The 20638-nt window shown below is 73.0% G+C and carries 21 protein-coding genes; 9 read left to right on the top strand and 12 right to left on the bottom strand.

All coding sequences use genetic code 11. The features are described from left to right. Positions 1-9: 9 nt before the first annotated feature. Positions 10-960, bottom strand: a complete 951-nt coding sequence (locus ACGFH8_RS23685; RefSeq protein ID WP_393370671.1) for a sugar phosphate isomerase/epimerase family protein — start codon at positions 958-960, stop codon at positions 10-12. A 670-nt stretch (positions 961-1630) separates the two neighbouring features. On the opposite strand from ACGFH8_RS23685, the gene ACGFH8_RS23680 reads away from it, so the two are divergent. Beyond that, positions 1631-2902, top strand: coding sequence for an Ig-like domain-containing protein (locus ACGFH8_RS23680; protein ID WP_393370668.1), 1272 nt, complete (start codon positions 1631-1633; stop codon positions 2900-2902). 61 nt (positions 2903-2963) lie between these two features. Here the strand turns inward: ACGFH8_RS23680 and ACGFH8_RS23675 are convergent, their stop codons facing one another. Beyond that, positions 2964-3980, bottom strand: coding sequence for an SMP-30/gluconolactonase/LRE family protein (locus ACGFH8_RS23675; RefSeq protein ID WP_393370665.1), 1017 nt, complete (start codon positions 3978-3980; stop codon positions 2964-2966). A 348-nt stretch (positions 3981-4328) separates the two neighbouring features. On the opposite strand from ACGFH8_RS23675, the gene ACGFH8_RS23670 reads away from it, so the two are divergent. Further along, a complete protein-coding gene (locus ACGFH8_RS23670) occupies positions 4329-4715 on the top strand; it encodes an STAS domain-containing protein (RefSeq protein ID WP_393370662.1) in 387 nt (128 codons plus the stop codon). 292 nt (positions 4716-5007) lie between these two features. Here the strand turns inward: ACGFH8_RS23670 and ACGFH8_RS23665 are convergent, their stop codons facing one another. Continuing rightward, positions 5008-5400, bottom strand: a complete 393-nt coding sequence (locus ACGFH8_RS23665) for an FKBP-type peptidyl-prolyl cis-trans isomerase (protein WP_393370659.1) — start codon at positions 5398-5400, stop codon at positions 5008-5010. Between the two features lie 284 nt (positions 5401-5684). On the opposite strand from ACGFH8_RS23665, the gene ACGFH8_RS23660 reads away from it, so the two are divergent. Further along, positions 5685-6644, top strand: a complete 960-nt coding sequence (locus tag ACGFH8_RS23660) for a TerC family protein (RefSeq protein ID WP_393370656.1) — start codon at positions 5685-5687, stop codon at positions 6642-6644. Positions 6645-6686: 42 nt separating this feature from the next. Here ACGFH8_RS23660 and ACGFH8_RS23655 read toward each other — a convergent pair whose 3' ends face one another. The 5 genes from ACGFH8_RS23655 to ACGFH8_RS23635 all read right to left on the bottom strand — a co-directional run bounded on the left by ACGFH8_RS23655 (position 6687) and on the right by ACGFH8_RS23635 (position 9101). After that, positions 6687-7412, bottom strand: coding sequence for a helical backbone metal receptor (locus ACGFH8_RS23655; RefSeq protein ID WP_393370653.1), 726 nt, complete (start codon positions 7410-7412; stop codon positions 6687-6689). A gap of 103 nt (positions 7413-7515) precedes the next feature. Next, complete coding sequence (locus tag ACGFH8_RS23650; RefSeq protein ID WP_393370650.1) at positions 7516-8076, bottom strand: hypothetical protein; 561 nt, start codon at positions 8074-8076, stop codon at positions 7516-7518. Beyond that, positions 8073-8594 (bottom strand): DUF6286 domain-containing protein, encoded by a 522-nt coding sequence (locus tag ACGFH8_RS23645; protein WP_393370647.1) that lies wholly within the window; start codon positions 8592-8594, stop codon positions 8073-8075. Before ACGFH8_RS23645 ends, ACGFH8_RS23650 begins: the two co-directional genes overlap by 4 nt. A 1-nt stretch (position 8595) precedes the next feature. Then, the gene (locus tag ACGFH8_RS23640; protein WP_393370645.1) at positions 8596-8913 is read right to left on the bottom strand and encodes an Asp23/Gls24 family envelope stress response protein; all 318 of its coding nucleotides are present in this window, start codon (positions 8911-8913) and stop codon (positions 8596-8598) included. Next, positions 8910-9101, bottom strand: a complete 192-nt coding sequence (locus ACGFH8_RS23635) for a hypothetical protein (RefSeq protein WP_393370643.1) — start codon at positions 9099-9101, stop codon at positions 8910-8912. The genes ACGFH8_RS23640 and ACGFH8_RS23635 overlap by 4 nt, the downstream gene beginning before the upstream one ends. A 162-nt stretch (positions 9102-9263) precedes the next feature. Here ACGFH8_RS23635 and ACGFH8_RS23630 point away from each other — a divergent pair, with 162 nt between their 5' ends. Then, the gene (locus tag ACGFH8_RS23630; RefSeq protein WP_393370640.1) at positions 9264-10145 is read left to right on the top strand and encodes a hypothetical protein; all 882 of its coding nucleotides are present in this window, start codon (positions 9264-9266) and stop codon (positions 10143-10145) included. Positions 10146-10428: 283 nt separating this feature from the next. Beyond that, complete coding sequence (locus ACGFH8_RS23625; protein WP_393370638.1) at positions 10429-11673, top strand: hypothetical protein; 1245 nt, start codon at positions 10429-10431, stop codon at positions 11671-11673. Between the two features lie 127 nt (positions 11674-11800). Here ACGFH8_RS23625 and ACGFH8_RS23620 read toward each other — a convergent pair whose 3' ends face one another. Continuing rightward, positions 11801-12148, bottom strand: coding sequence for an Lsr2 family protein (locus ACGFH8_RS23620; RefSeq protein WP_357076739.1), 348 nt, complete (start codon positions 12146-12148; stop codon positions 11801-11803). A 140-nt stretch (positions 12149-12288) separates the two neighbouring features. Next, positions 12289-12930: a response regulator gene (locus ACGFH8_RS23615; protein WP_393370635.1), complete on the bottom strand. Its 642-nt coding sequence runs from the start codon at positions 12928-12930 to the stop codon at positions 12289-12291. Between the two features lie 163 nt (positions 12931-13093). Between ACGFH8_RS23615 and lon the strand changes: the two genes are divergently transcribed. Beyond that, positions 13094-15424, top strand: coding sequence for an endopeptidase La (lon, locus tag ACGFH8_RS23610; protein ID WP_393370632.1), 2331 nt, complete (start codon positions 13094-13096; stop codon positions 15422-15424). A 132-nt stretch (positions 15425-15556) separates the two neighbouring features. Further along, entirely contained in the window at positions 15557-15961 is a 405-nt protein-coding gene (locus tag ACGFH8_RS23605; protein WP_393370630.1) for a DoxX family protein, read from the top strand. A gap of 74 nt (positions 15962-16035) precedes the next feature. Here ACGFH8_RS23605 and ACGFH8_RS23600 read toward each other — a convergent pair whose 3' ends face one another. Both ACGFH8_RS23600 and ACGFH8_RS23595 read right to left on the bottom strand, forming a co-directional pair. Continuing rightward, on the bottom strand, positions 16036-17781 hold the full coding sequence (locus ACGFH8_RS23600; RefSeq protein WP_393370627.1) for a DEAD/DEAH box helicase: 1746 nt from the start codon (positions 17779-17781) through the stop codon (positions 16036-16038). A gap of 88 nt (positions 17782-17869) precedes the next feature. After that, positions 17870-18739: a hypothetical protein gene (locus ACGFH8_RS23595; RefSeq protein WP_393370625.1), complete on the bottom strand. Its 870-nt coding sequence runs from the start codon at positions 18737-18739 to the stop codon at positions 17870-17872. Positions 18740-18871: 132 nt separating this feature from the next. Here ACGFH8_RS23595 and ACGFH8_RS23590 point away from each other — a divergent pair, with 132 nt between their 5' ends. Continuing rightward, the gene (locus ACGFH8_RS23590; RefSeq protein ID WP_393370622.1) at positions 18872-20023 is read left to right on the top strand and encodes a sensor histidine kinase; all 1152 of its coding nucleotides are present in this window, start codon (positions 18872-18874) and stop codon (positions 20021-20023) included. After that, positions 20020-20625, top strand: a complete 606-nt coding sequence (locus tag ACGFH8_RS23585) for a DNA-binding response regulator (protein WP_393370620.1) — start codon at positions 20020-20022, stop codon at positions 20623-20625. The genes ACGFH8_RS23590 and ACGFH8_RS23585 overlap by 4 nt, the downstream gene beginning before the upstream one ends. Positions 20626-20638: the final 13 nt, after the last annotated feature.

Genomic DNA, 20638 nt, shown 5'->3' with positions numbered 1-20638 from the left:
CGAGGTGTTTCAGTACCGGAGCGAAGCGAGATAGTCGAAGCCGACCCGAGCGGTGTCCAGGGCGTCGGCGGGGGAGCGTGGCGTGGTGCCCGCGTCGTCGCGCTCCACGATGTACTCCTCGATGCCGGCCTCCCGCTCGTTGGCGAAGATGCGGCCGAAGTCGATGACGCCGTCGCCGAGGTCGGCGAAACCGCCCTCGACGTCGAGGTCCTTGACGTGCACCTGGCGGATCCGGCCGCGGTTGGCCCGGATCACGTCGACCGGGTCGTGCGCGCCCCGCCAGGTCCAGTAGAGATCGAGTTCGAAGTGGACCAGGCGCGGGTCGGTCTGCCCGGTGAGGATCTCGAAGCCGGTCGAGCCGTCGGTCAACGGCACGAACTCCAACTGGTGGTTGTGGTAGCCGAAGTCGAGCCCGGCGCGTTCGGCCAGTCGGCCGGCCTTGTTCAGGTCGCGCGCCAGGGCCCGGTAGACGTTGGGGTCCCGGATCGCCTGACCGCTGGCGTCCCGACCGAAGTAGGGGTGGACGATCTTCTTGCAGCCCACGACGTTGGCGTCCGCGAGGGACTGCTCCCAGGTGGCGGCGTCGAAGGGCTGCGGGATGCCGGTGTGCCCGGAGGTGGACCGCAACCCGGCCTCGTCGAGCGCGGCCCGGAACTGTGCGGCGGTGCGTCCGACGAATCCGGCGTGCTCCACCCGCCGGTAGCCGATCCGGCGCAGCGCGTCGAGGGTGCCGGGCAGGTCGGCGGCGAGCTGGTCCCGCAGGGTGTAGAGCTGAATGCTGATCCGATCCACCGGCACCCGGCGCCGGCCCTGGGACTGCCCGGCGGGTGCGGCGGCGGCCGGGCTGGCGAGCAGGCCGGCGGTGCCGACGGCGGCGGCGGAGACGGTCGCGGCGCGCAGCACTCCGCGCCGGCTGATCGCTCCGGACGCCGGTGTCGATTGGTTGAGCTGTTGATCCATGGTGGTGGTCCCTTCCTGACGGCAGGTACGCCGTCGGCGGAGGTCGACCTGGCCACCGTCACCCGGGCACGCCGAACCGGCCGGAGGCGGGCTCCGGCTGGACGGTGAGGACGGCGCGCCGGTGCGGCTCAGCCCCCTGTGGGGGCGGAACACGGCGACCCGGCAGGGTGGCGGCAAGCTGATCGACTAATGGGCAACCCTCTATCTGGAAGGTGACCTTACCCTTGCCCCCGGACGAAGGCAAAGCTTCGTCGCGTTCGGCAGAAGTTTCGCTTCAGGCGACAAAAGTCCGTCCCCGAGGTGCGCGGACCCGATCTCACCGGACCCGACCCGCCCGCGAACCGAGCGTGATCCACTCGCGGAATGGGCGTGATCCACTCGCGCTCCTGGCGTTGATCCACTCGCGCTCCTGGAGGTCGCGGCATCCGGGACGTCCCGACGCCCCGGCTTCGATGAAGCCGAGTCGATCACGAACGGGACGCCCGCACCCGCCCGGCTCAAGCGGAGCGAAGGGCCCGACATCGGTCGGTTGAGCGCCTGTTCTGCCAACTGGAACATCGTCGGAAAATGCGTCGGTAAATGCGCCGCCAATTATTTCGGAATGCGGCGGATGCCCCTGCTGGGCAGGTCAGAATGTGGCGGAGGGAAGTCGAATACGGGGGGACTGAACATGACGTCTAGGCGGCGATTGACGCTGTTGGCGGTAACCATCGCAGCCGCACCGCTCATCCTGGGTGGGTGCACCGCCGACCGGGACCACTCGGCGAATGGTTCGGCCAAGGACCACGTCGCCGGCCCGGAACTCGCCGTGACACCGGCGGACCGGGCCCGGGACGTCCCGGTCAGCGCCGAGGTGGGCACCGTGGTCAGGGGTGGACGGGTCACCGGCGTACGCCTCACCGACGACAAGGGCAAGCAGGTCGGCGCCGAGCCGCGCGAAGACGGCTCGGGTTGGGTGCCGACGGTGCCGCTGCAACCGCGGCGGACGTACACCGCCGAGGTGACCGCGACCGGGGACTCCGGTGCCACCACCACCCGCACCACCTCGTTCACCACCATGGCCAAATCGACCAAACCGCAGATCACCAGCACCCTCTATTTCGTGGGCAATCGGACGTACGGCACGGCGATGCCGGTAACCGTCGCGTTCGACCCGGCAATTCCGAAAGAGGCCAGAGCAGATGTTCAGCGGCGGTTGTTCGTGAAGACGAATCCTCCGCAGCCGGGCACCTGGTCGTGGATCGAGGACGGCAGTCAGGTCTATTACCGGGCGCCCGATTTCTGGAAACCGGGGACCACGATCAGCGTCCGGGCCGGCCTGGAGGGCCTGCCGATCGGCAAGGACCGGGTCGGCGACGCCGAGCGGACCGCCACCTCCAAGATCGGACGCCAGCTCGCGCTGGAGATCGACAACGCCACCAAGCAGATGACGGTGCTGCGCGACGGCAAGCAGGTCCGCCGGATCCCGGTCAGCCTGGGCAAGCCGAGCACGCCGAGCTCCAGCGGCAAGATGGTGATCATGGAGAAGCACGAGCGGACCACCTTCGACACGCGGGGTGAGCCCAACGGTGGGTACGTGGTCGACGTCGACGACGCCCAGCGCTACACGTGGGGTGGCGAGTTCATCCACTCGGCCCCCTGGTCGGAGGGCGAGCAGGGCTACACCAACACCTCGCACGGCTGCGCGAACGTCTCCGCCACCGCAGCGGACTGGCTGATGGGGGTGACGCAGGTCGGTGACCTGATCACCGTCAAGGGCACCGAGGTCGACCTGCAACCGGGCAACGGCTGGACGGCGTGGAACGTGAGCTGGGACGAGTTCGTCAAGGGCAGCGCCCTGCCGGTGTCGCCCGGTCTCAAGCCCGCGCCTGTCGCCCCGGCGCACCCGGGCGCGGTGGCCGGCGGTTCGCCCGCCCCGGCGCCCTCGGTCAGCGGCCGCTGAGACACCGGCGCGCACACCCTGGGCCGGCCCGCCACCACGGTGGGCCGGCCCACCGACCGAATCAGTCCAGCGGTACGCGGGCCACCCCCGGCCCGACCAGGCTGCCCAGCCAGAGGTGGTCGCCGTGCTGGCGTACCCCGGTGATCATGCGGTACCGCCCGGCCGGGCCGTGCAGCGTCCGGCGGACCGTGCCCGCGTCGTCGACGAGCGCGACCAACCCGTAGCGGCGCGGCTGCGGCTGCAACGCGTCGGGCAGCAACGCGGCGACCTGTCGCAGTCGCGGGTGCGGCAGCAGCCGCTCGGCGATCGGCACCCGTGGGCTGGGCAACGCGATCCAGTACGTCCCGTCGCCGACGGCGGAGAGATTGTCCGGGTACGCGGGCAGGTCGGCGAGCACCCGGACGCCGCCGCCCAGGTCGACGCGGAGCAGGCGGTGGGTGCTGGTCTCCACGAGCATCAGCGCCGACTCGTCCGGGGTCAGCGCGATCCCGTTGGGGAAGTACAGCCCATCGGCCACCACCTCGGTGCGGCCGGTGCCCGGGTGGTGGGCCAGCACCCGCCCGTTGGGGCGGTGCTCCAACAGGTCCCGCTTCCAGTGCGAGACCGGAAACCGGTCGGAGGAGTCGGTGAAGTAGACGGTGCCGTCGCGCGCCACCGTCGCGTTGTTGGCCAGGTGCACCAGGGGCGCCGTTCCGGTCAGTTCGCGTACCGCGCCGTCGGGCGTCACCCGCAACAACCCGCGGTACGCGTCGCACAAGATGAGAGCCGTACCGGACGCATCCACCTCGATGCCGAGCGGCCGGCCACCGGTCTCGGCCAGCAACCGGGGGCGGGTGCCGACCGGCGCGTCGACCGGCCAGCACCAGAGCCGGCCGTCCTCGTCGCCACTGATCACCCGGCCGGCGTCGTCGACGACCACGTCCTCCGGGCCGACGGCGCCGTCGGGGAGGGGCAGCACCTCGGCGCGGTCGAGCCTTCGATCCGTCGGAGCCCACGCCCCGGCCAACGGCGGGGGAACGGTGGCCGGCTCGCGGACGGGACGGATCAACCGGGGCGGCCGGGGCCGAGGGATCACCATCGGCCTATTCTCCACCGCCGACGCCGACCGTCGCCCATGATCAACACGGTATCCGTGATGTCGGGGCATCCCGCTCCTCCGGATGCCCCGGTTTCACTGAGCGGGAGTCGATCACGGCCCGGCCCGCCGGGTGGCGCGCGCCGGGCGAGGCGAGGCGCGGCGGGGCGAGGCGCGGCGGGGCGAGGCGCGGCGAGGCGAGGCGAGGCGCGGCGGGGCGAGGCGCGGAGTAGGGCCCCGAGCCTGCACCCCGAGGGGGATGAGGGGTACCTCGGGGTAAGACCCTGGACGTACCCGGAATCACTCCGCCGGAGGCCGAAACTGTCGGTGGGGGCGACTAGATTTCTCGGCATGGGTGAGCGGAGCGACCGGCTGGACGTGCAGGTCAACGTGAGTGACCAGATGGTCCTCGTGCGGGTGGCCGGCGAGGTCGACATCGCCACGGTGGCCGCGTTCCGGTCCGCGCTGTGGTCCGTGCCGGCCCGTCCGGTGCTTCAGGTGGACCTGTCCGGGCTGCGGCTGCTCTCCGCCGCCGGCGTCCGCACCCTGCTCGCCGCACACCTGCGTGTTCGGGCGTGCGGTGGCGCACTGGTCCTGATCGACCCGAGCCCGGTCGTGGCCCGTGTGCTGCGCGCCACCGGCCTGCACCGGGTGATGCCGATCCTGGAGCCAGCCCGGATCGTCGAGGCCGCCCGTCGCCCGGCGGTCGATCCGGCACACCTGCAACTGGCCGCCTGACCCCGGCCCGCGCGATCCGCGTCCGCCGCGGACCCGTCGGCGCGTGCCGCGCAATCCCGCGATCCCGGCCCGCCGCAGCGCCGCCAGCGTGCGCCGCGCAACCCCGCGATCCCGGCCCGCCGTGGCGCCGCCAGCGTGCGCCGCGCAATCCCGCGATCCTGAGCCGCCGGCGCGCGTCGCGCAGTCCCGCGATCCTGGTCCGCCGCGGGGCCGCCAGCGTGCGTCGCGCAACCCCGCGATCCCGGCCCGCCGCGGGGTCGTCGGCGTGTGCCGACGACCCCTGGTGCATCGGTCAGTGCACGCCGAGCAGGTCGACGACGAAGACGAGCGTCTCGCCCGGCTTGATGACGCCGCCCGCACCGCGGTCGCCGTACCCCAGGTGGGGCGGGATGGTGAGACGGCGGCGGCCGCCGACGCGCATGCCGACGACGCCCTGGTCCCAGCCGGCGATGACCTGACCGCCGCCGAGCGGGAACTCGAACGCCTCGCCGCGGTTCCAGGACGAGTCGAACTCGTCGCCGGTGGAGTGCGACACGCCGACGTAGTGCACGCTGGCGAGCTGGCCCGGTGCGGCCTGCGGTCCCTCACCAACGGTGATGTCCTCGATCACGAGGTCGGCCGGCGGCGCACCCTCGATCGGACCCACCTCGGGCTTGCCGGATCGGGCGCCTGCTGCCTGGTTCATGCGGGGATCTCCTGCCGTGTCGGTTGATGTGTCCGGTCACCGTCGATCCTGCCGGATCACCCCCCACCGATGTGCGGCAGACCCGCCCACCCCCGACCCCACAACCCACCCCAAGCCGCGTCGATCTTGCATTTTCTGCCCTGGCATAAGCCCCTTTCCTCGACAAAAGGTCGACAGAAAGTGCAAGATCGGCGGACGGATCCGACTTCCCCGGTCTGGACCGAGGCCGCTCGCCTAGGCTCGACACAGCCGACGGGTGGGGTGTCGGGCGGTGGCCGTGGTCGATGCGGAGGGCGTCGGTGGCTGAGGCGACGGTCCCGGTGCCGCTGTGGGCCTGGGCGGCAACCAGCGCGCTGATCGCCGTACTGCTCGCCGTGGACGTGCTCCTGCACCGGGACAACCACGTCATCGAGCTACCCGAGGCGTTGCTGTGGAGCGCCATCTGGATCGGCGCGGGTCTGCTGTTCGGGGTGGTCCTCTGGTGGGGCCTCGGGGGTGACCCGGCCATCGCGTACTTCTCCGGCTACCTGTTGGAGAAGGCGCTCTCGGTGGACAACGTGTTCGTCTTCGCCCTGCTCTTCGGCTACTTCCGAGTGCCGTCGGGCTATCAGCACAAGGTGCTGTTTTGGGGTGTCGTCGGGGCGCTCGTCTTCCGCCTGCTGTTCATCCTCGCCGGCGCCGAGCTACTGGACCGGCTCGCCTGGGCCGGGTTCGTGTTGGGTGCCTTCCTGATCTGGACGGGTTGGCGGCTGGCCGTACGCGGGAAGCCGGACGTCGACCCGGAACGCAACGTCGTGGTGCGGCTGTTTCGGAGGCTGGTGCCCACCGACGCCCGGTACCACGGCGATCGGTTCACGGCCCGAGTCGCCGGTCGGCGGGTGGCGACGTTGCTGTTGGTGGCGCTCGTCGCCATCGAGGCCACGGACGTGGTCTTCGCCATCGACTCGGTGGCGGCGATTCTCGCCATCACCACGACCACCTTCCTGGTCTGGACGGCGACCGCCTTCGCCGTACTGGGGTTGCGCAGCCTCTACTTCTGCCTCGCCGGCCTGCTGCGCCAGTTCGGCTACCTGCGGTACGGTCTCGCGCTGCTGCTCGGCTTCGCGGGGCTCAAGCTCATCCTCGCCGAGACGCCGGTGGGCAAGCTGCCGGTCTGGTCGACCCTCGCGGTGGTGGTGCTGACCCTGGCGGTCTCCATCGGGGCCAGCGTCGTGGCGGCGCGCCGCCACGGCGTCGACGGCTGAGCCGCTGTGCTGCTGAGCCGCCGGGCCGCCGGGCCGCCCGCGTCAGTCGATCACCACCGGCCGGGACAGCTGCTCGGCCAGGAGCGTGGGCGCCTCGGCCAGGGAGGGTCCGTACCAGGTGAGGTGCCGACCGGACAGCAGAGCGCACGGTACGCCGGGGAACGCCTCCGGCCCGTCCTCGGCGGTGAACCGGTACGGCTCGTCGGGTAGCACCACCAGGTCGGGCTCCTGTTCGCGCAGCTCCGCGAGGGGCGGGCGGGGATAGCGCTCGGGGTGCTCGTCGTAGGCGTTGACCACGCCGAGCCGGCGTAGCACGTCACCGGCGAACGTGTCGCTGCCCAGCACCACCCACGGTCGACGCCAGACCGGCACCACCGCGCGGCGGGGCGGCGCCAGTCGGGGCGGCGCGGCCCACGAGCGCCGAGCGGCCCGCAGCCAGTCCGGCTCGGCCGGCGCACCCAACTCGGCCAGCAGCTCGCCCAGCTCGGTCAGGGCGCCCGCGACGGTACGCGGGTAGGTGATCCGCACCGGCACACCGGCCGCCCGCAGCGCCTCGGCGTCGGCCCGGCTGTTCTCCTCGACGTTCAGCAGCACCAGATCCGGCCGCAGCGCGCGGACCCGGTCCAGATCGGGGTACTTGCTGCCGCCGACGCGGGCGACGTCGAGCCCGGCCGGGTGGCTGCACCAGTCGGTGGCTCCGACCAGCAGCCCTGGCAGGGTCAACGCCACCGCCTCGGTCAGCGACGGCACCAGTGACACCACCCGCACCCGCGCACCTCCGTCCGCCACCGGTCCCCGCCCCGATCATGCCCGCCGGCCCGGCGCGGGTCAGGATCGGCCCGGGTTCGGCGTCGGCCGGGTTCGGCGTGGGTCAGGGTCGGACCGGCTCGATGTGGGCGGTCACGTCGAGGTGCGCCGGCTGGCAGTCGGTCGTCGCCGCGAACCGGCGGACGGCGGCGCGGACGTGCTCGCGGACGCCCGCGGTCGCCGCGTCGGCGGTCAGGTCCACGCGGATCCACACGTCGGGGCGCGGCGGCTCGCCGGTGAGCACGACGCGGGCCCGGCGTACCCCGGGGTTGCCGGTCAGGTCGCGGACCAGCGCGTCGGTGAGGACGTCGGTGGCCAGCCGGGTCCGGCCCGGTCGCCGCCCGGGGTGGCTCAGGGTGCCGCGCAGCGTACCGGCGGGTCGCCGCACCTCTCGGGCCAGCAGGCGTTGCCCGGCCAGGGCGAGCAGTGCCCCGCCGACCGCCGCGGCCAGGGTGCTCCACGGCGCGGCCAGCCGCCACCGCTCCAGCAGCCCGGCGCTGAGCACCGCCGCCCGGGCGTCGGCGCCGGGCAGGGTGCCGTGGCCGGCCGCCAGCGCCGCGCCGCCGACCGCCACGAGCAGCAGCGCGATGATGGTCCACAACAGGCGGTGCGCGGCGTTCGTCATGCCGGCCGCCGGCGAGGTTGGAGCCGGACGTCGACGGGGCCGGAGCGTGGCGCGGTGAGCCGGTGCAACTCCTGGTGCACCGCGTACTCGATCTCCGGCCGGGCCGCCGGGTCGCCGGTCGCGCGCACCCGGGGGCGCCACTGGCCGCCGCGCCGTCGGACCCGGACCCGGGCCCGGCGTACGCCGGGCACCGCGCCGGCGGCGTCGGCCAGCCGCCGCTCCACGCTGCGCCGGTGCAGGTGCCAGCCGTCGTGTTGGTCGGTGCGCAACCGCACCGGCGTCCAGGGGCGCAGTTGGGCGACCAGGATGACCAGGCCGAGCAGGACGGCGCCGCCGGCCACCGCCTGGACGCCCGGGTCGCGCCACCGGGCGCCGCTCAGGGCGTCGAGCCAGCCGGTGGGCTCCAGCGGCACCGGCCGGTCCAGGGCGAGGAGCAGTGCCTGGGCGGCCACCAGCGCCCCGCCGACGAGCAGGACGGTGGCCAGCAGCAGCGAGGCGACCCGGTTGACGCTGCGCACCTCAGCCGCCCTCGGCGGGCACGGTCGCGGGGGCGGAGACGTCGACGCCCGGGACGAGCAGGTCGTCCACGGTGACTGTCACCATCGCCACGTGGAGCCCGGTGCTGGCGGCCACCCGGTCGGCGACCACCGCCCGGACCGTCTCGGCGATGGCGGGCACGCTGTGCCCGTACCAGGTGATCAGGTGCAGGTCGAGTCCGACGGATCGGTCGTCGAGGCGGACCTCCGCCGGACGGACGACGGACACGCCCGGCACCAGGCCGGCCGCCCGGACCGCGATCCGCGTGACCTCCGCGGCGTCGGCGGGGCGGGTGGTCATCGGCGCCGCCGCGGGTCGGTGTGGCGGTCGCCAAGGCCGGTCACCGTGAGGTCGCCGTCGAGCACCCGGACCACGAGCCAGCCGAGCAGGCCCGCGAGTACGGCGAGGGCGGCCACGCCGATGCTGGCGAGCGCCCAGACCGCCACGGCGAGAAACCCGGCGAGGAAGCCGAACTGCTGTCGCGACATGGTCACCTCCGGCCGGTCCGGTACCGGCGCTCGCTGGATACACCCGCCGGCTGCCCCTGGAACGTCGGTCGCCTGTGATCCCGGTCACATCCGAACTCGGGGTCCCATGATCGACCACCTAGACTCGGCGCGGCTCGACCGACCGGCGGATGGATCAGGCAGATGACGAGCATCGGCAGCGACGACCGGGGTTGGCTGCGGGCGTTGCCCGCCGACGGCGGGAGCGAGATGCCGCTCGGTCGCGCCGGCCACCGGGTCCATCCGGCGCGCCGGCTCAGCGATCTGGTCCAGGGTCGGCCGCCCGGGGTCACCGGCAGTCAGTGGAGTTCGGCCAGCCGTGCCAGCTTCGACGTCGTGGTCTGCGCCGCCGCCACCGGCCGGGTGATCGTCGCCGTCCAGATCGGCCCGGTGGCCCCCGCCGGCTCGGCGCAGCAGCGTGCCGAGCGACTCACCGACGCCGTCAGCGCCGCCGCCGGCCTGCCCGTGTTGCGGATCGGGTCGTCGACATTGCGGGCCGCCGAGCACGGCCGACGCCTCGTGGACTACGTGATCGACGCGCGCGCCTACGCGGCGGGCGCCGCCGGAGTGACCGCCGAAGGGGACGACCACGCCCCGGTGGGTTTCCGGGACATCCTCGGTCGACTGCCCGACGGCCGCACCGGGCGGGTCAACGACCTGGGCGCGCTGACCCGCGCGGCGGCGGTCGAGGCGTACGTGGCGGGACGGGTGGCCGACCCGATCGTGCGCGGCCTGCACGTGCGCTGGGCCGACGGGACGGCGCAGGGGTGGAGTTGGGTGCAGGTCCGCCCCGACGCGTGCCTCGTCGAGCGGGTCGCGGTGACCGAGCAGCGCTTCTCCTGCGGCATCGACGCGGCCCAACTGGCCGAGGACCTCGCCACCGTCGCGGTCGGGGAGCGGCTGCGGGCGAACGCCGGAACGGACCTGTTGCCGCGCGCCGAGTTGACCGCGCAGATCGTCGCGCTGAGTCGACGCCGTGCCGAACTGGTCGGCGGATTCGCCTTCGACCACCTCTGCGTCGACTGACCGACGCCCGTTCTCCCTGCTGACACCGGCTCCGGATCCGGTCTGGGCAATTTCCTGCGCGACGGTTGAACCTTCCCGGTCGCCGTCCCGTACTCCTGCGCGAATGAACAGGATCTCCCCATCCGCGCCCCCGGGCGTGGGAGACGGTGCGGAAAGGGCATCGTCGGCCATCGACGCATTACCCGGGTAGGTCACGGTGCTCACCGCCGTGGCGTGCCCTCTCACATCCGTCGGTCCGCCGAGGGCAGGAATCCACTACCGGATCGAGAAGGAGAGCAATTCGATGCGCAGGTCCACACGGGCGCGCCGGTCATCCGGCAACGCGCGGAGCAAGCGTCTGCTGGCCGTTGTCGGCACGCTCGTGGTCTTCGGCGGAGTCGTCGCCGTGACCCAGATTTCGTCGGCCCAGGACCGGCGGACAAATAAGCCGCGTCCGGTCGCCGGGCAGTGCGTGGAGCCGAGCCCGGGTTCGACCGCGCCGGCTGGCGGCGCCTCGACCAGCCGGACCTGGCAGAACGGTCGTTGGGTGCGTAATCACTGGGGTGACGGGCAGCAGTCGGTCCCCGAGTGCGAGGACGGCAAGGACGGCACGGTGGGCACCGGCACGGCCATCGCCTGTCCGGACGTGACGGCGAAGTTGCCGCAGGTGCCGGCCCAGGCGCGGGCCGAGGTGGACCGCGGTCTCGCCCAGTTGCAGGCCCAGATCGCCGAGGCGGACCGCCGGTTGGCCGCCGAGGGCAACAAGGGTGAGGCGTTCATCCGCAACGCGATCCTCCAACCGCTGGCCGCCAAGCGGCGCGCGGTGCTGGACCGGATCACGACCGCGATCGACCGGGTCGGACCCCGGCCGCAGGGCCTCGCGCAGCTCGCCGACTGTCAGGTGCAGCCCACCGGCAACAACGGCGGCAGCTCACCCACCACCACCCCCGGTGGCGGCAACAACGGTGGCGGGAACAACGGTGGCGGGAACGCCCCGGGCGCCGGGCTCGGCGTGCTGGCCAACGACTGCGACGAGAGCCGGCTCCAGCCGCACGACGGTTTCCAGATCGGCAACCGCTGCGTGAGCACCGAGTTCGGTGAGGTCGGCGCCGCCGCCAACAACCCGTCCCTGCTGATCACCCAGTTCCCCGACCAGGTCGGCCGCAACCAGGCGTTCACCCTGCGAGTCAGCACCCGCAACCTGGTCCGGGACCGCTTCCTGGCCGCCGGTCAGGGCGGCTACTACGTGGAGAGCTCGCTGCTCAACGCCCAGGGCCTGGTCCGGGGTCACTTCCACACCGCGTGCCGGATGCTGGACAGCCTGACCGCCCCGCCGGAGCCGCAGGAGGTGCCCGCCTTCTTCGTCGCGACCGAGGACGGTCGCGGTGGCGCCCAGCCCGACGAGGTGACGATCCAGATTCCGGGCCTGCCGGAGGCGGGGACCGCGCAGTGCTCCGTCTGGGCCGGTGACGGCTCGCACCGCCTGCCGATGATGGAGCGGGCCAACCAGACGCCCGCGTTCGACTCGGTACGCATCGACGTCAACTGACCGACCTCGACCGGCGGTGGCCGGTCACCCGGGCGAGGGCCCTGGTGACCGGCCACCGTCGTTTCTGGTGCCGGACAACCCGACGGGGCCCCGCCGTCACAGCGGGACCCCGTCGGCAACTCGCGCGTCAGCGCGCCTTGTACGCCTCGACGACCTCAACCGGGATCCGGCCCCGCTCGGAAATCTTGTAGCCGTTCTTGACGGCCCATTCCCGGATGGCCCGGTTCTGCTCCCGATCCATTCCGGCGCCGGTGGGTCGCCCCGGCCTCCGGATCGATCGGGCGCTCTCCACCGGACCGCGGCCGATCCGCCGACCCGCATTGATGTAGGGGTCCAGTGCCTTACGCAAGACGCCGGCATTTTCGTCCGAGACGTCGATCGTGTAGGCCACTCCGTCGAGACTGAACTCGACCGTCCGGTCGGCCTTGCCGCCGTCCAGGTCGTCGGTCAGGACCGTGATTACTTTTCTCGCCATTGCCGATTACTCCCTGTGTGCGGCGGGATGTGTCCAAAGTCTGACCTATCACCCCGGTAATCCGCAACAATAAGCGTCCCATTCGGCGCGTCGCGATTCCGTTACCGAAAAAACCGTGAAACGGTGCCGATGGTGGAGCCTCAATGATGGAGCAGGCCGGTGTGCCCGGCCACGGCGGCCGCCTCGGCCCGGTTGGACACCCGCAGCCTGCGCAGCAACGCGGCGGTCATCCGTTTCACCGTCCGTTCCGAGACGTGCAGTTCTTCGGCGATGTCGACGGTCTTGCGGCCGGCGGCGATCGCGCGCAGCAGCCGCCGTTCCTCGCCGTCCAGGTCGACCGAGGTGGCGTGCGTGGGCCGCGTCATGGCACGTAACAATTCGGCCGGGAGCACCGCCCAGCCGCCGAGAATGGCCAGCAGTGGGGGCAGCAGTTCCTCCGGTTCGCTGGTCTTGGGCAGGAACCCCTCGGCCCCGGCCCGCAGCGCTTCCAGCGCCGCGGCGGGGTCGACGCCGCCGGACATCGCGACCACCCGTACCCGTGGGGTGGCCCGCCGGATCGCGGCCACCGCCCGGATCCCACCCGGCGCTGGCAGGTGCAGGTCGACAAGGACCAGGTCGGGCCGGCAGCGGCCGACAAGCGTCGCGGCGGAGGCGGCGTCGCCGGTCGAGGCGACCACCTCGGCGCGGCCCGCGCCGGTGATCGGGAGCAGCGATTCGAGGCCGCGGACAAAAAGGGGGTGATCGTCCACGACGACGAGTCGGATGGTGGTGTCTCCCGGCATGTCTGCGCCGTTCCCCGGTGGGTGCCGATCATGCGGGTACGCACCGAACGAGGGGAGCCTGCCGGAACCCTCCCCGAAGTGGTCTGGGTCACAGTCCGGAACAAGGGGAACGCTTTGTTACTTGAGCCAGACACGCTCAACTCAACGCGATAGCAGGTGTTCGATGGCAACTCTTCCGGTACTTCCCCTGACCGACGCCGTGCTGCTGCCCGGCATGGTCATCCCGGTGACCCTCGACCCGACCACCCAGGCCGCGATCGACGCGGCACGGGCGACCGGCGATCGCAAACTGCTGGCCGTGCCGCGCATCGACGGCGAGTACGGCCCGGTCGGCGTCGTCGCCACCATCGAGAAGGTCGGCCGGCTCCCCGAGGGTGAGCCCGCCGCCGTCATCCGCGGCCTGTCCCGGGCCCGGATCGGCTCCGGCGTGCCTGGCCCCGGCGCCGCCCTCTGGGTCGAGGCGACCGAACTCGACGAACCCGCTCCCGCCGGCCGCGCCCGGGAACTCGCCCGCGAGTACCGCGCCCTGGTGACCTCCGTGCTCCAGCAACGGGGCGCCTGGCAGGTCATCGACGCGGTGGAGCGGATGACCGACCTGTCCGAGCTGGCCGACTCGGCCGGCTACGCGCCCTGGCTGACCCTGGACCAGAAGACCGAACTGCTCGCCGCGCCGGACGTCACCGCCCGGTTGGAGCTGCTTGTCGGCTGGGTGAAGGACTACCTGGCCGAGCAGGAGGTCACCGAGCAGATCAACAGTGACGTCCGGGAGGGGCTGGAGAAGTCCCAGCGGGAGTTCCTGCTGCGTCAGCAGCTCGCCGCGATCCGCAAGGAGCTGGGCGAGGACGAGCCGGACGGCTCGGCCGACTACCGGTCCCGGGTCGAGTCCGCCGAGTTGCCGGAGAAGGTCCGCGAGGCGGCCATGCGCGAGGTCGGCAAGTTGGAGCGGGCCAGTGACGCCTCACCGGAGGCGGGCTGGATCCGCACCTGGCTCGACACGGTGCTGGAGATGCCGTGGGGCACGCGTACCGAGGACAACACCGACCTGGCCGCGGCCCGGGCGGTGCTCGACGCCGACCACGCCGGCCTGGCCGACGTGAAGGACCGCATCCTGGAGTACCTGGCCGTGCGCAACCGGCGGGCCGAGCGCAACCTCGGCGTGGTCGGCGGTCGCGGCTCCGGCGCGGTCCTCGCCCTCGCCGGCCCTCCCGGAGTGGGCAAGACCAGCCTCGGCGAGTCCGTGGCGCGGGCACTCGGGCGTAACTTCGTCCGGGTCTCGCTCGGCGGCGTCCGCGACGAGGCGGAGATCCGCGGTCACCGGCGCACCTACGTGGGCGCGCTGCCCGGCCGGATCGTCCGCGCGCTGCGCGAGGCCGGCTCGATGAACCCGGTCGTGCTCCTCGACGAGGTGGACAAGGTCTCCGCCGGCTACGCCGGCGACCCGGCCGCCGCCCTGCTGGAGGTGCTCGACCCGGCGCAGAACCACACCTTCCGGGACCACTACCTGGAGGTCGACCTGGACCTGTCCGACGTGCTGTTCCTGGCCACCGCCAACGTGGTGGAGTCCATCCCCGGCCCGCTGCTGGACCGGATGGAGCTGGTCACCCTGGACGGCTACACCGAGGACGAGAAGGTCGCCATCGCCCGCGACCACCTGCTGCCCCGGCAGCGGGAGCGGGCCGGGCTGACCGCCGACGAGGTGAGCGTCGCCGACGACGCTCTCGCGCTGATCGCGGGGGAGTACACCCGGGAGGCCGGAGTCCGGCAGCTCGAACGTGGCCTCGCCAAGATCCTGCGCAAGGTGGCGGTGACGCTGGCGACCGACCCGACCCCGGTACGCGTCGACAAGGACAACCTCACGGGCTACCTGGGACGACCGAAGTTCACCCCGGAGTCGGCCGAGCGCACCGCCGTGCCCGGCGTGGCAACCGGCCTCGCCGTCACCGGCGCCGGCGGGGACGTGCTCTTCATCGAGGCGACAAGCATGGAGGGCGAGCCGGGGCTGACCCTGACCGGCCAGCTCGGCGACGTGATGAAGGAGTCGGCGCAGATCGCCCTCTCCTACCTGCGCTCCAACGGGCGGCGGTTCGGCATCGACCCGAACGCTCTCGCGGGACGCCGGATCCACGTCCACTTCCCGGCGGGCGCGGTGCCCAAGGACGGTCCGAGCGCCGGCATCACCATGGTCACGGCCCTGGCCTCGCTGGTCACCGGCCGGCCGGTGCGCCCCGAGTTCGGGATGACCGGCGAGGTGACGCTCTCCGGTCGGGTGCTGCCGATCGGTGGGGTGAAGCAGAAGCTGCTCGCCGCACACCGGGCCGGCCTCACCGAGGTGATCATCCCGGCGCGTAACGAGCCCGACCTGGACGACCTGCCGACCGAGGTGCGCGAGGCGCTGACCGTGCACACCCTGGCCGACGTGGCCGACGTGCTCGCCCTGGCGCTGCGCCCGGCCGAGGTCGAGGCGCTGGACGGTCCGGCCCTCTTCACGGTCTGACGCTGCGCGAAAAAGGACCCCCGCCGTCATCGGAGACGGCGGGGGTCCTTTGGTACGCGGGGGGAGGTCTACTGTCTCGCTTGAATCCTCAACTACCTCTCCGCCGCGAGGCGGTCCCCTGGAGGAACCCCCGTGAACCTGGTGCTCTGGATCATCCAGATCCTGCTCGCCGCCGTCTTCGCCGGCGCCGGCTTCGCCAAGCTGACCCAACCCAAGGACAAGCTGCGCGAGCTGATGCGGTGGGTCGACCCGGTCCCGCCGACCCAGGTCAAGGCGCTCGGCGCGGTCGAGTTGCTGGCCGCCGTCGGGCTGGTGCTGCCCCCGCTCGCCGACGTCGCCACCGTGCTCACCCCACTCGCCGCCGCCGGGCTGGTCATCGTCATGATCGGCGGCATCTCCGTGCACCTGCGCGACAGGAAGCAGCGCGACACGGCGGCCGAGCGTCGCACGGAGATCCAGGGCGCGATCACCTGCGCGGTGCTGCTCGTGCTCGCCGCCGTGGTGGCCTGGGGCCGCTTCGGGCCGTACTCCTTCTGATCCGCCGCGCCGGCGACCGTCGAACCCGGCGGTCGCCGGCGGCGTACTCAGGCCGGCGGTCGCCGGCGGCGTGCTCAGCGCTCGTCGCCCCCGCGGTCGCGGCGCACGGTCGCCTTGCGGCCCTTGATCGTGCTCTGCCGCAACCCGGAGATCACCTCGTCGGCCACGCCCTGCGGCACCTCCACCAACGAGAACCGGTCGGCGATCTCGATCGAGCCGATGTCCCGGCCACGGATCCCGGTCTCCCCGGTGATCGCGCCCACCAGATCCTGCGGGCGCACCCCGGCCCGCCGGCCCAGGCCGACGAAGACCTGGACGGTGTTGCCGCCGCCCGAGCGCGGCCGGCCTCCGCCCCGCCGGTCGCCGCCCCGGCCGCCGCTCTCCGGTCGACCCTCGCGCGGACCGCGCACCGGGACCTGAGGGATCTCCTCCTCGTCGTCGGAGCCCGGCGACGTCACCTCGTGGGCCAGCTTCACGGCGGCGAGGGCGACCTCCATCAGGTCGAACTCGTCGGTGAGCGTCTCCACGATCACCCGGTACGGGTCGAGGTCGTCCTCCAACAGGCTCTCCCGCAGCGCCGCCTGGGTCAGCTCCAACCGCCGCGTCCGCATGTCGGCCACGGTGGGGATCTTGTCGATGGTGATCCGTTGGCCGGTCACCCGCTCGATGGTCTTGAGCATCCGGTGCTCACGCGGCTCGGCGAGGGTGATCGCCACGCCCTCGCGGCCGGCCCGGCCCACCCGACCGATCCGGTGCACGTACGACTCCGGCGCGGACGGCACGTCGTAGTTGACCACGTGGGTGAGCTGCTCGACGTCCAGCCCACGGGCCGCCACGTCGGTGGCCACCAGCAGGTCGGCGGTGCCCGCCCGCAGCCGGCCCATCACCCGGTCGCGCTGCTCCTGGCTCATCCCGCCGTGCAGCGCCTCGGAGCGGTAACCCCGCCCGTTCATCGTCTCGGTCAGCCGGTCGACCTCTTCCCGGCTGCGGCAGAACACGATCGCCGCGGTGGGCGACTCCACGTCCAGCACCCGGCCCAACGCGGCCGGCTTGTGGGCCCGGGTCACGATGTACGCGCTCTGCCGCACCCGGGGCGCCTCGCCCGCGACCGTCTGCTCCCGGCCGATCTCGATCCGGACCGGCTCGCGCAGGTGCTGCCGGGCCATCCCGTCGATGCGCGACGGCATGGTGGCCGAGAAGAGCACCGTCTGACGCTCCGCCGGAGCGTGCTCCAGGATCGCCTCGATGTCCTCGGCGAAGCCCATGTCGAGCATCTCGTCGGCCTCGTCGAGCACCACCGTGGCCAGCCCGCCCAGGCGCAGGGTGCCCCGGGCGATGTGGTCCAGGGCCCGCCCCGGGGTGGCCACCACCACGTCGACACCGTTGTCGAGTGCCCGCAGCTGCCGCCCGATCGGCTGCCCACCGTAGATCGGCAGCACCCGGGCGCCCAGGTCCTTGCCGTAGCGGTGGAACGCCTCGGAGACCTGCACCGCCAGCTCCCGGGTCGGCACCAACACCAGCGCCACCGGGTCACCACCCTGGCGGTGGGCCGTCATGAGGTTGAGCAGCGGGAGCGCGAACGCCGCCGTCTTGCCGGTGCCGGTGGCGGCCTGGCCCAGCAGGTCCCGACCCTCCAGCAGGGGTGGGATCGCCTCCCGCTGGATCGGGGTCGGCTCCTCGTAACCGAGGGCGGACAGCGCGCCCAGCAGCTCGGGACGCAGCCCGAGCTCGGTGAAGGCGTACACCTCTTCGGCGTCGGCGGGGACGGCGTCAATCGGTGCGTCAGTCGGTGCGTCGTGCTGTGCAGGTGCGGAACTCATGTGCCAAGCCTTTCATTACGCCGTCCACGCCGCTGCGCCGACCGCCACAAGTGCGCGATCGGCGCCCAGCGACACCAGATCGCCCCCGTCAGACGGCGCCGGTCAGGATTGCCACGATCATGATGCCCCCCAGCGTCACGTCGAGCACGCCGCACCACTCGGCGTACCCGCCTGGCACCACCCGGCCGGTGCGGTGGTGGACCAGGTCCCACCCGCCGTGCACAAGCCAACCGAGCGCCACCAGCCACGCCGCCGTCCGACCCCCGACCGCGACCGCGGTCAGCGTCAGCGCGACCCAGACGACCAGGCCGACCAGTTGGGTGGCGAGCACGCCCGGCCCGCGCAGGGTCCGTCGGGCCACACCGATCAGCAGGTACCCGCCGGGCAGCACCAGCATCGTCCACGGGCTGAGGATCCTCGGCTCGACCCACAGTTCCACAGTCATGAGCAGCGCCAGCCCGGCCGGCCAGCGGCGGGCCAGCGCCACCACGGCCGGATGCCGGCGTACCGCGACCGGCGACTCGTGCCGGTGACGCACCGCCACCAGCACCATCGCCGGCACCATCAGCAGGTGACCGCCGAGCATCAGGGCCTCGCCGTCCAGCCGGCCGGCCCAGAACGGCACCAGCACCAACAGGAACGGCACGTACATCGCCGCGGCCATCTCGACGACCCCACGCCAGTGGTGCGCCCGGTAGCGCATCCACACCGTCATCCCGATCGTCATGTTCGTGGCCATCACCAGCGCGGCGACGTCCGGCCGGCCCAGCGTCCCGCTCAGCCCGAGCGGGACGCCGGCCGCGTCCCACAGGGGCCCGAGCAGCAGCATCCCGACGACCATCGCCAACGCCATCTCGGCGAGATGCCACCACAGCCGCCGCGTGCGGCCGCCGGGCGCGGCCGGCGACGGCGACGGCGCGACAGTGCTGCTGTCCGCGTACACAAGTGTGTTGTCCATGCCGTTGACCCTGCCGGGGTCCCGGCGCGGTCGGCAGGCGCGTCCGTCACCGGAATCCCGCGCGGATCGCACGGTCCGACCGTGACATCTCGCATGGGTGGACCGAGCGCCGGGCGGTCCTAGGATCGGTGCGTGACGAGCGAGGTGGTGACCCCCCGGGCGGACCGCCGACTGCGCCGGGCTCGGCGGGCGACGCTGCTGTCGCTGGCCACCGGCGTGTGGGCGGGCGTCCTGCTGCCCGCGGTCGGCCTGACCCGGGAGCCGTCCGCTGGCCGCGTCGTGCTCGGCGCGGTCGGGATCCTCGTCTTCGCGGCCACCCAGACCGCTCTGCTGTACGCGGCGGTCACCCCCTGGCTCGCGCAACGGTGGCGACGTCGCGCCCAGCTCGGCCTTGTCGTCGGGGCGGCGCTGACCGTTCCGTTGGTGGCCCCGGTCGCGGCCGGGGCCTGGCCGACCTGGGCGTGGATCGGGGCCTCCCTGGTCGGGATGGCCCCCTTGCTGGTAGGCCTCCCGGGCGCGCTGGCGGTCACCGCCGGCACCCTGCTCGTGTCGGCGGCGGTCGCCTGGTGGACCGGCGGGTCCGTGGGGCGGTCCCTGGCCGTGACCGGCGGCGTCGGGGTGGGCGTGGCCGCGGTCAACTGGTTCCAGGTCTGGTTCTGGGACCTGCTGGTGGAGGCCCGGCAGGGTCAGGCCGCCCAGGCCCGGCTGGCCGCCGCCGAGGAGCGGCTGCGCTTCGCCCGTGACGTGCACGACCTGCTGGGGCACAGCCTCACCGTGATCGCGCTGAAGGCCGAACTCGCCGCGCGGCTCGCACCTGTCGACCCGGAGCGGGCCGGGCGGGAGGCCGCCGAGGTGCAACGGTTGGCCGCCTCCGCGCTCACCGAGGTCCGCGAGAGCGTGCACGGCTACCGGGCCGTCGACCTCGGTGAGCAACTGGCCGCCGTGGCCGACGTGCTGCGCTCCTGCGGCGTGCGCTGCACGGTGCCGCCACACGTCGACCTGCCCCAGCCGGCCGCCGCCGAACTGGCGGCGGTGCTGCGCGAGGCGGGCACAAACGTGCTGCGGCACAGCCGGGCCGAGTGGTGCCGGATCCACATCGACCGGGACGAGAACGGGGCCAGGATGACAATCGCCAACGACGGTGCCGACGACAGCGGCCCGGACGCGCACAGCCACGGCCTACGCGGCCTGGCCGACCGGCTCGCCGCGGCCGGGGGAGAGCTGCGGGTCCGCCGGGAGGACAGCGTGTTCACCCTTGAGGCGACCGTGCCGGTGACGTCGTGATCCGCGTCCTGCTCGCCGACGACGAGGACCTGATCCGGGTCGCGGTCGCCGCGCTGCTCGGCCTGGAGCCGGACATCGACGTGGTGGCCCAGGCCGCCGACGGACCCACGGCGGTGACCGCGACGCTCGCGCACCGCCCGGACGTGGCAGTGGTGGACCTGGAGATGCCCGGTCTCGACGGCATCGCGGTGGCCGCCGAGCTGACCCGGGTCCGTCCTGAGTGCGCGGTGGTCGTGCTGACCGGGCAGGGGCGTCCCGGGCACCTGCGGCAGGCGCTGACCGCCGGGGCGCGCGGTTTCGTGCCCAAGGGCTCGCCGGGCGGCGCGCTCGCCGACGTGATCCGCCGGGTGCACGCCGGCGGCCGGTACGTCGACCCGTCGCTGGCCGCCGACGCGCTGACCCTGCCCGTGTGCCCGCTGACGCCTCGGGAACTGGAGACGCTGCGGCTGGCCGAGTTCGGCGCCCCGGTCGCGGTGATCGCCCGCCGGGTGCACCTGTCCACCGGCACCGTCCGCAACCACCTGTCCGCCGCCGTGCAGAAGCTCGGCGCGGCCGACCGGGCCGAGGCCGTCCGCGCCGCCCGGGACAACGGCTGGCTCTGACCGCGGTCGCGAT

It is taken from the genome of Micromonospora sp. NPDC049175, assembly GCF_043197345.1.
Taxonomy (GTDB): Bacteria; Actinomycetota; Actinomycetes; order Mycobacteriales; family Micromonosporaceae; genus Micromonospora.
The sequence above is the reverse complement of the archived record's forward strand: the minus strand, read 5'-3'. Positions and strand labels throughout refer to the sequence as shown.

Bases quoted from the DNA above. Each gene is read 5' to 3' on its own strand.
- ACGFH8_RS23685 (WP_393370671.1), bottom strand. From the start codon at position 960: ATGGATCAACAGCTCAACCAATCGACACCGGCGTCCGGAGCGATCAGC.
- ACGFH8_RS23680 (WP_393370668.1), top strand. From the start codon at position 1,631: ATGACGTCTAGGCGGCGATTGACGCTGTTGGCGGTAACCATCGCAGCC.
- ACGFH8_RS23675 (WP_393370665.1), bottom strand. From the start codon at position 3,980: ATGGTGATCCCTCGGCCCCGGCCGCCCCGGTTGATCCGTCCCGTCCGC.
- ACGFH8_RS23670 (WP_393370662.1), top strand. From the start codon at position 4,329: ATGGGTGAGCGGAGCGACCGGCTGGACGTGCAGGTCAACGTGAGTGAC.
- ACGFH8_RS23665 (WP_393370659.1), bottom strand. From the start codon at position 5,400: ATGAACCAGGCAGCAGGCGCCCGATCCGGCAAGCCCGAGGTGGGTCCG.
- ACGFH8_RS23660 (WP_393370656.1), top strand. From the start codon at position 5,685: ATGCGGAGGGCGTCGGTGGCTGAGGCGACGGTCCCGGTGCCGCTGTGG.
- ACGFH8_RS23650 (WP_393370650.1), bottom strand. From the start codon at position 8,076: ATGACGAACGCCGCGCACCGCCTGTTGTGGACCATCATCGCGCTGCTG.
- ACGFH8_RS23640 (WP_393370645.1), bottom strand. From the start codon at position 8,913: ATGACCACCCGCCCCGCCGACGCCGCGGAGGTCACGCGGATCGCGGTC.
- ACGFH8_RS23635 (WP_393370643.1), bottom strand. From the start codon at position 9,101: ATGTCGCGACAGCAGTTCGGCTTCCTCGCCGGGTTTCTCGCCGTGGCG.
- ACGFH8_RS23630 (WP_393370640.1), top strand. From the start codon at position 9,264: ATGACGAGCATCGGCAGCGACGACCGGGGTTGGCTGCGGGCGTTGCCC.
- ACGFH8_RS23625 (WP_393370638.1), top strand. From the start codon at position 10,429: ATGCGCAGGTCCACACGGGCGCGCCGGTCATCCGGCAACGCGCGGAGC.
- ACGFH8_RS23620 (WP_357076739.1), bottom strand. From the start codon at position 12,148: ATGGCGAGAAAAGTAATCACGGTCCTGACCGACGACCTGGACGGCGGC.
- ACGFH8_RS23615 (WP_393370635.1), bottom strand. From the start codon at position 12,930: ATGCCGGGAGACACCACCATCCGACTCGTCGTCGTGGACGATCACCCC.
- lon (WP_393370632.1), top strand. From the start codon at position 13,094: ATGGCAACTCTTCCGGTACTTCCCCTGACCGACGCCGTGCTGCTGCCC.
- ACGFH8_RS23600 (WP_393370627.1), bottom strand. From the start codon at position 17,781: ATGAGTTCCGCACCTGCACAGCACGACGCACCGACTGACGCACCGATT.
- ACGFH8_RS23595 (WP_393370625.1), bottom strand. From the start codon at position 18,739: ATGGACAACACACTTGTGTACGCGGACAGCAGCACTGTCGCGCCGTCG.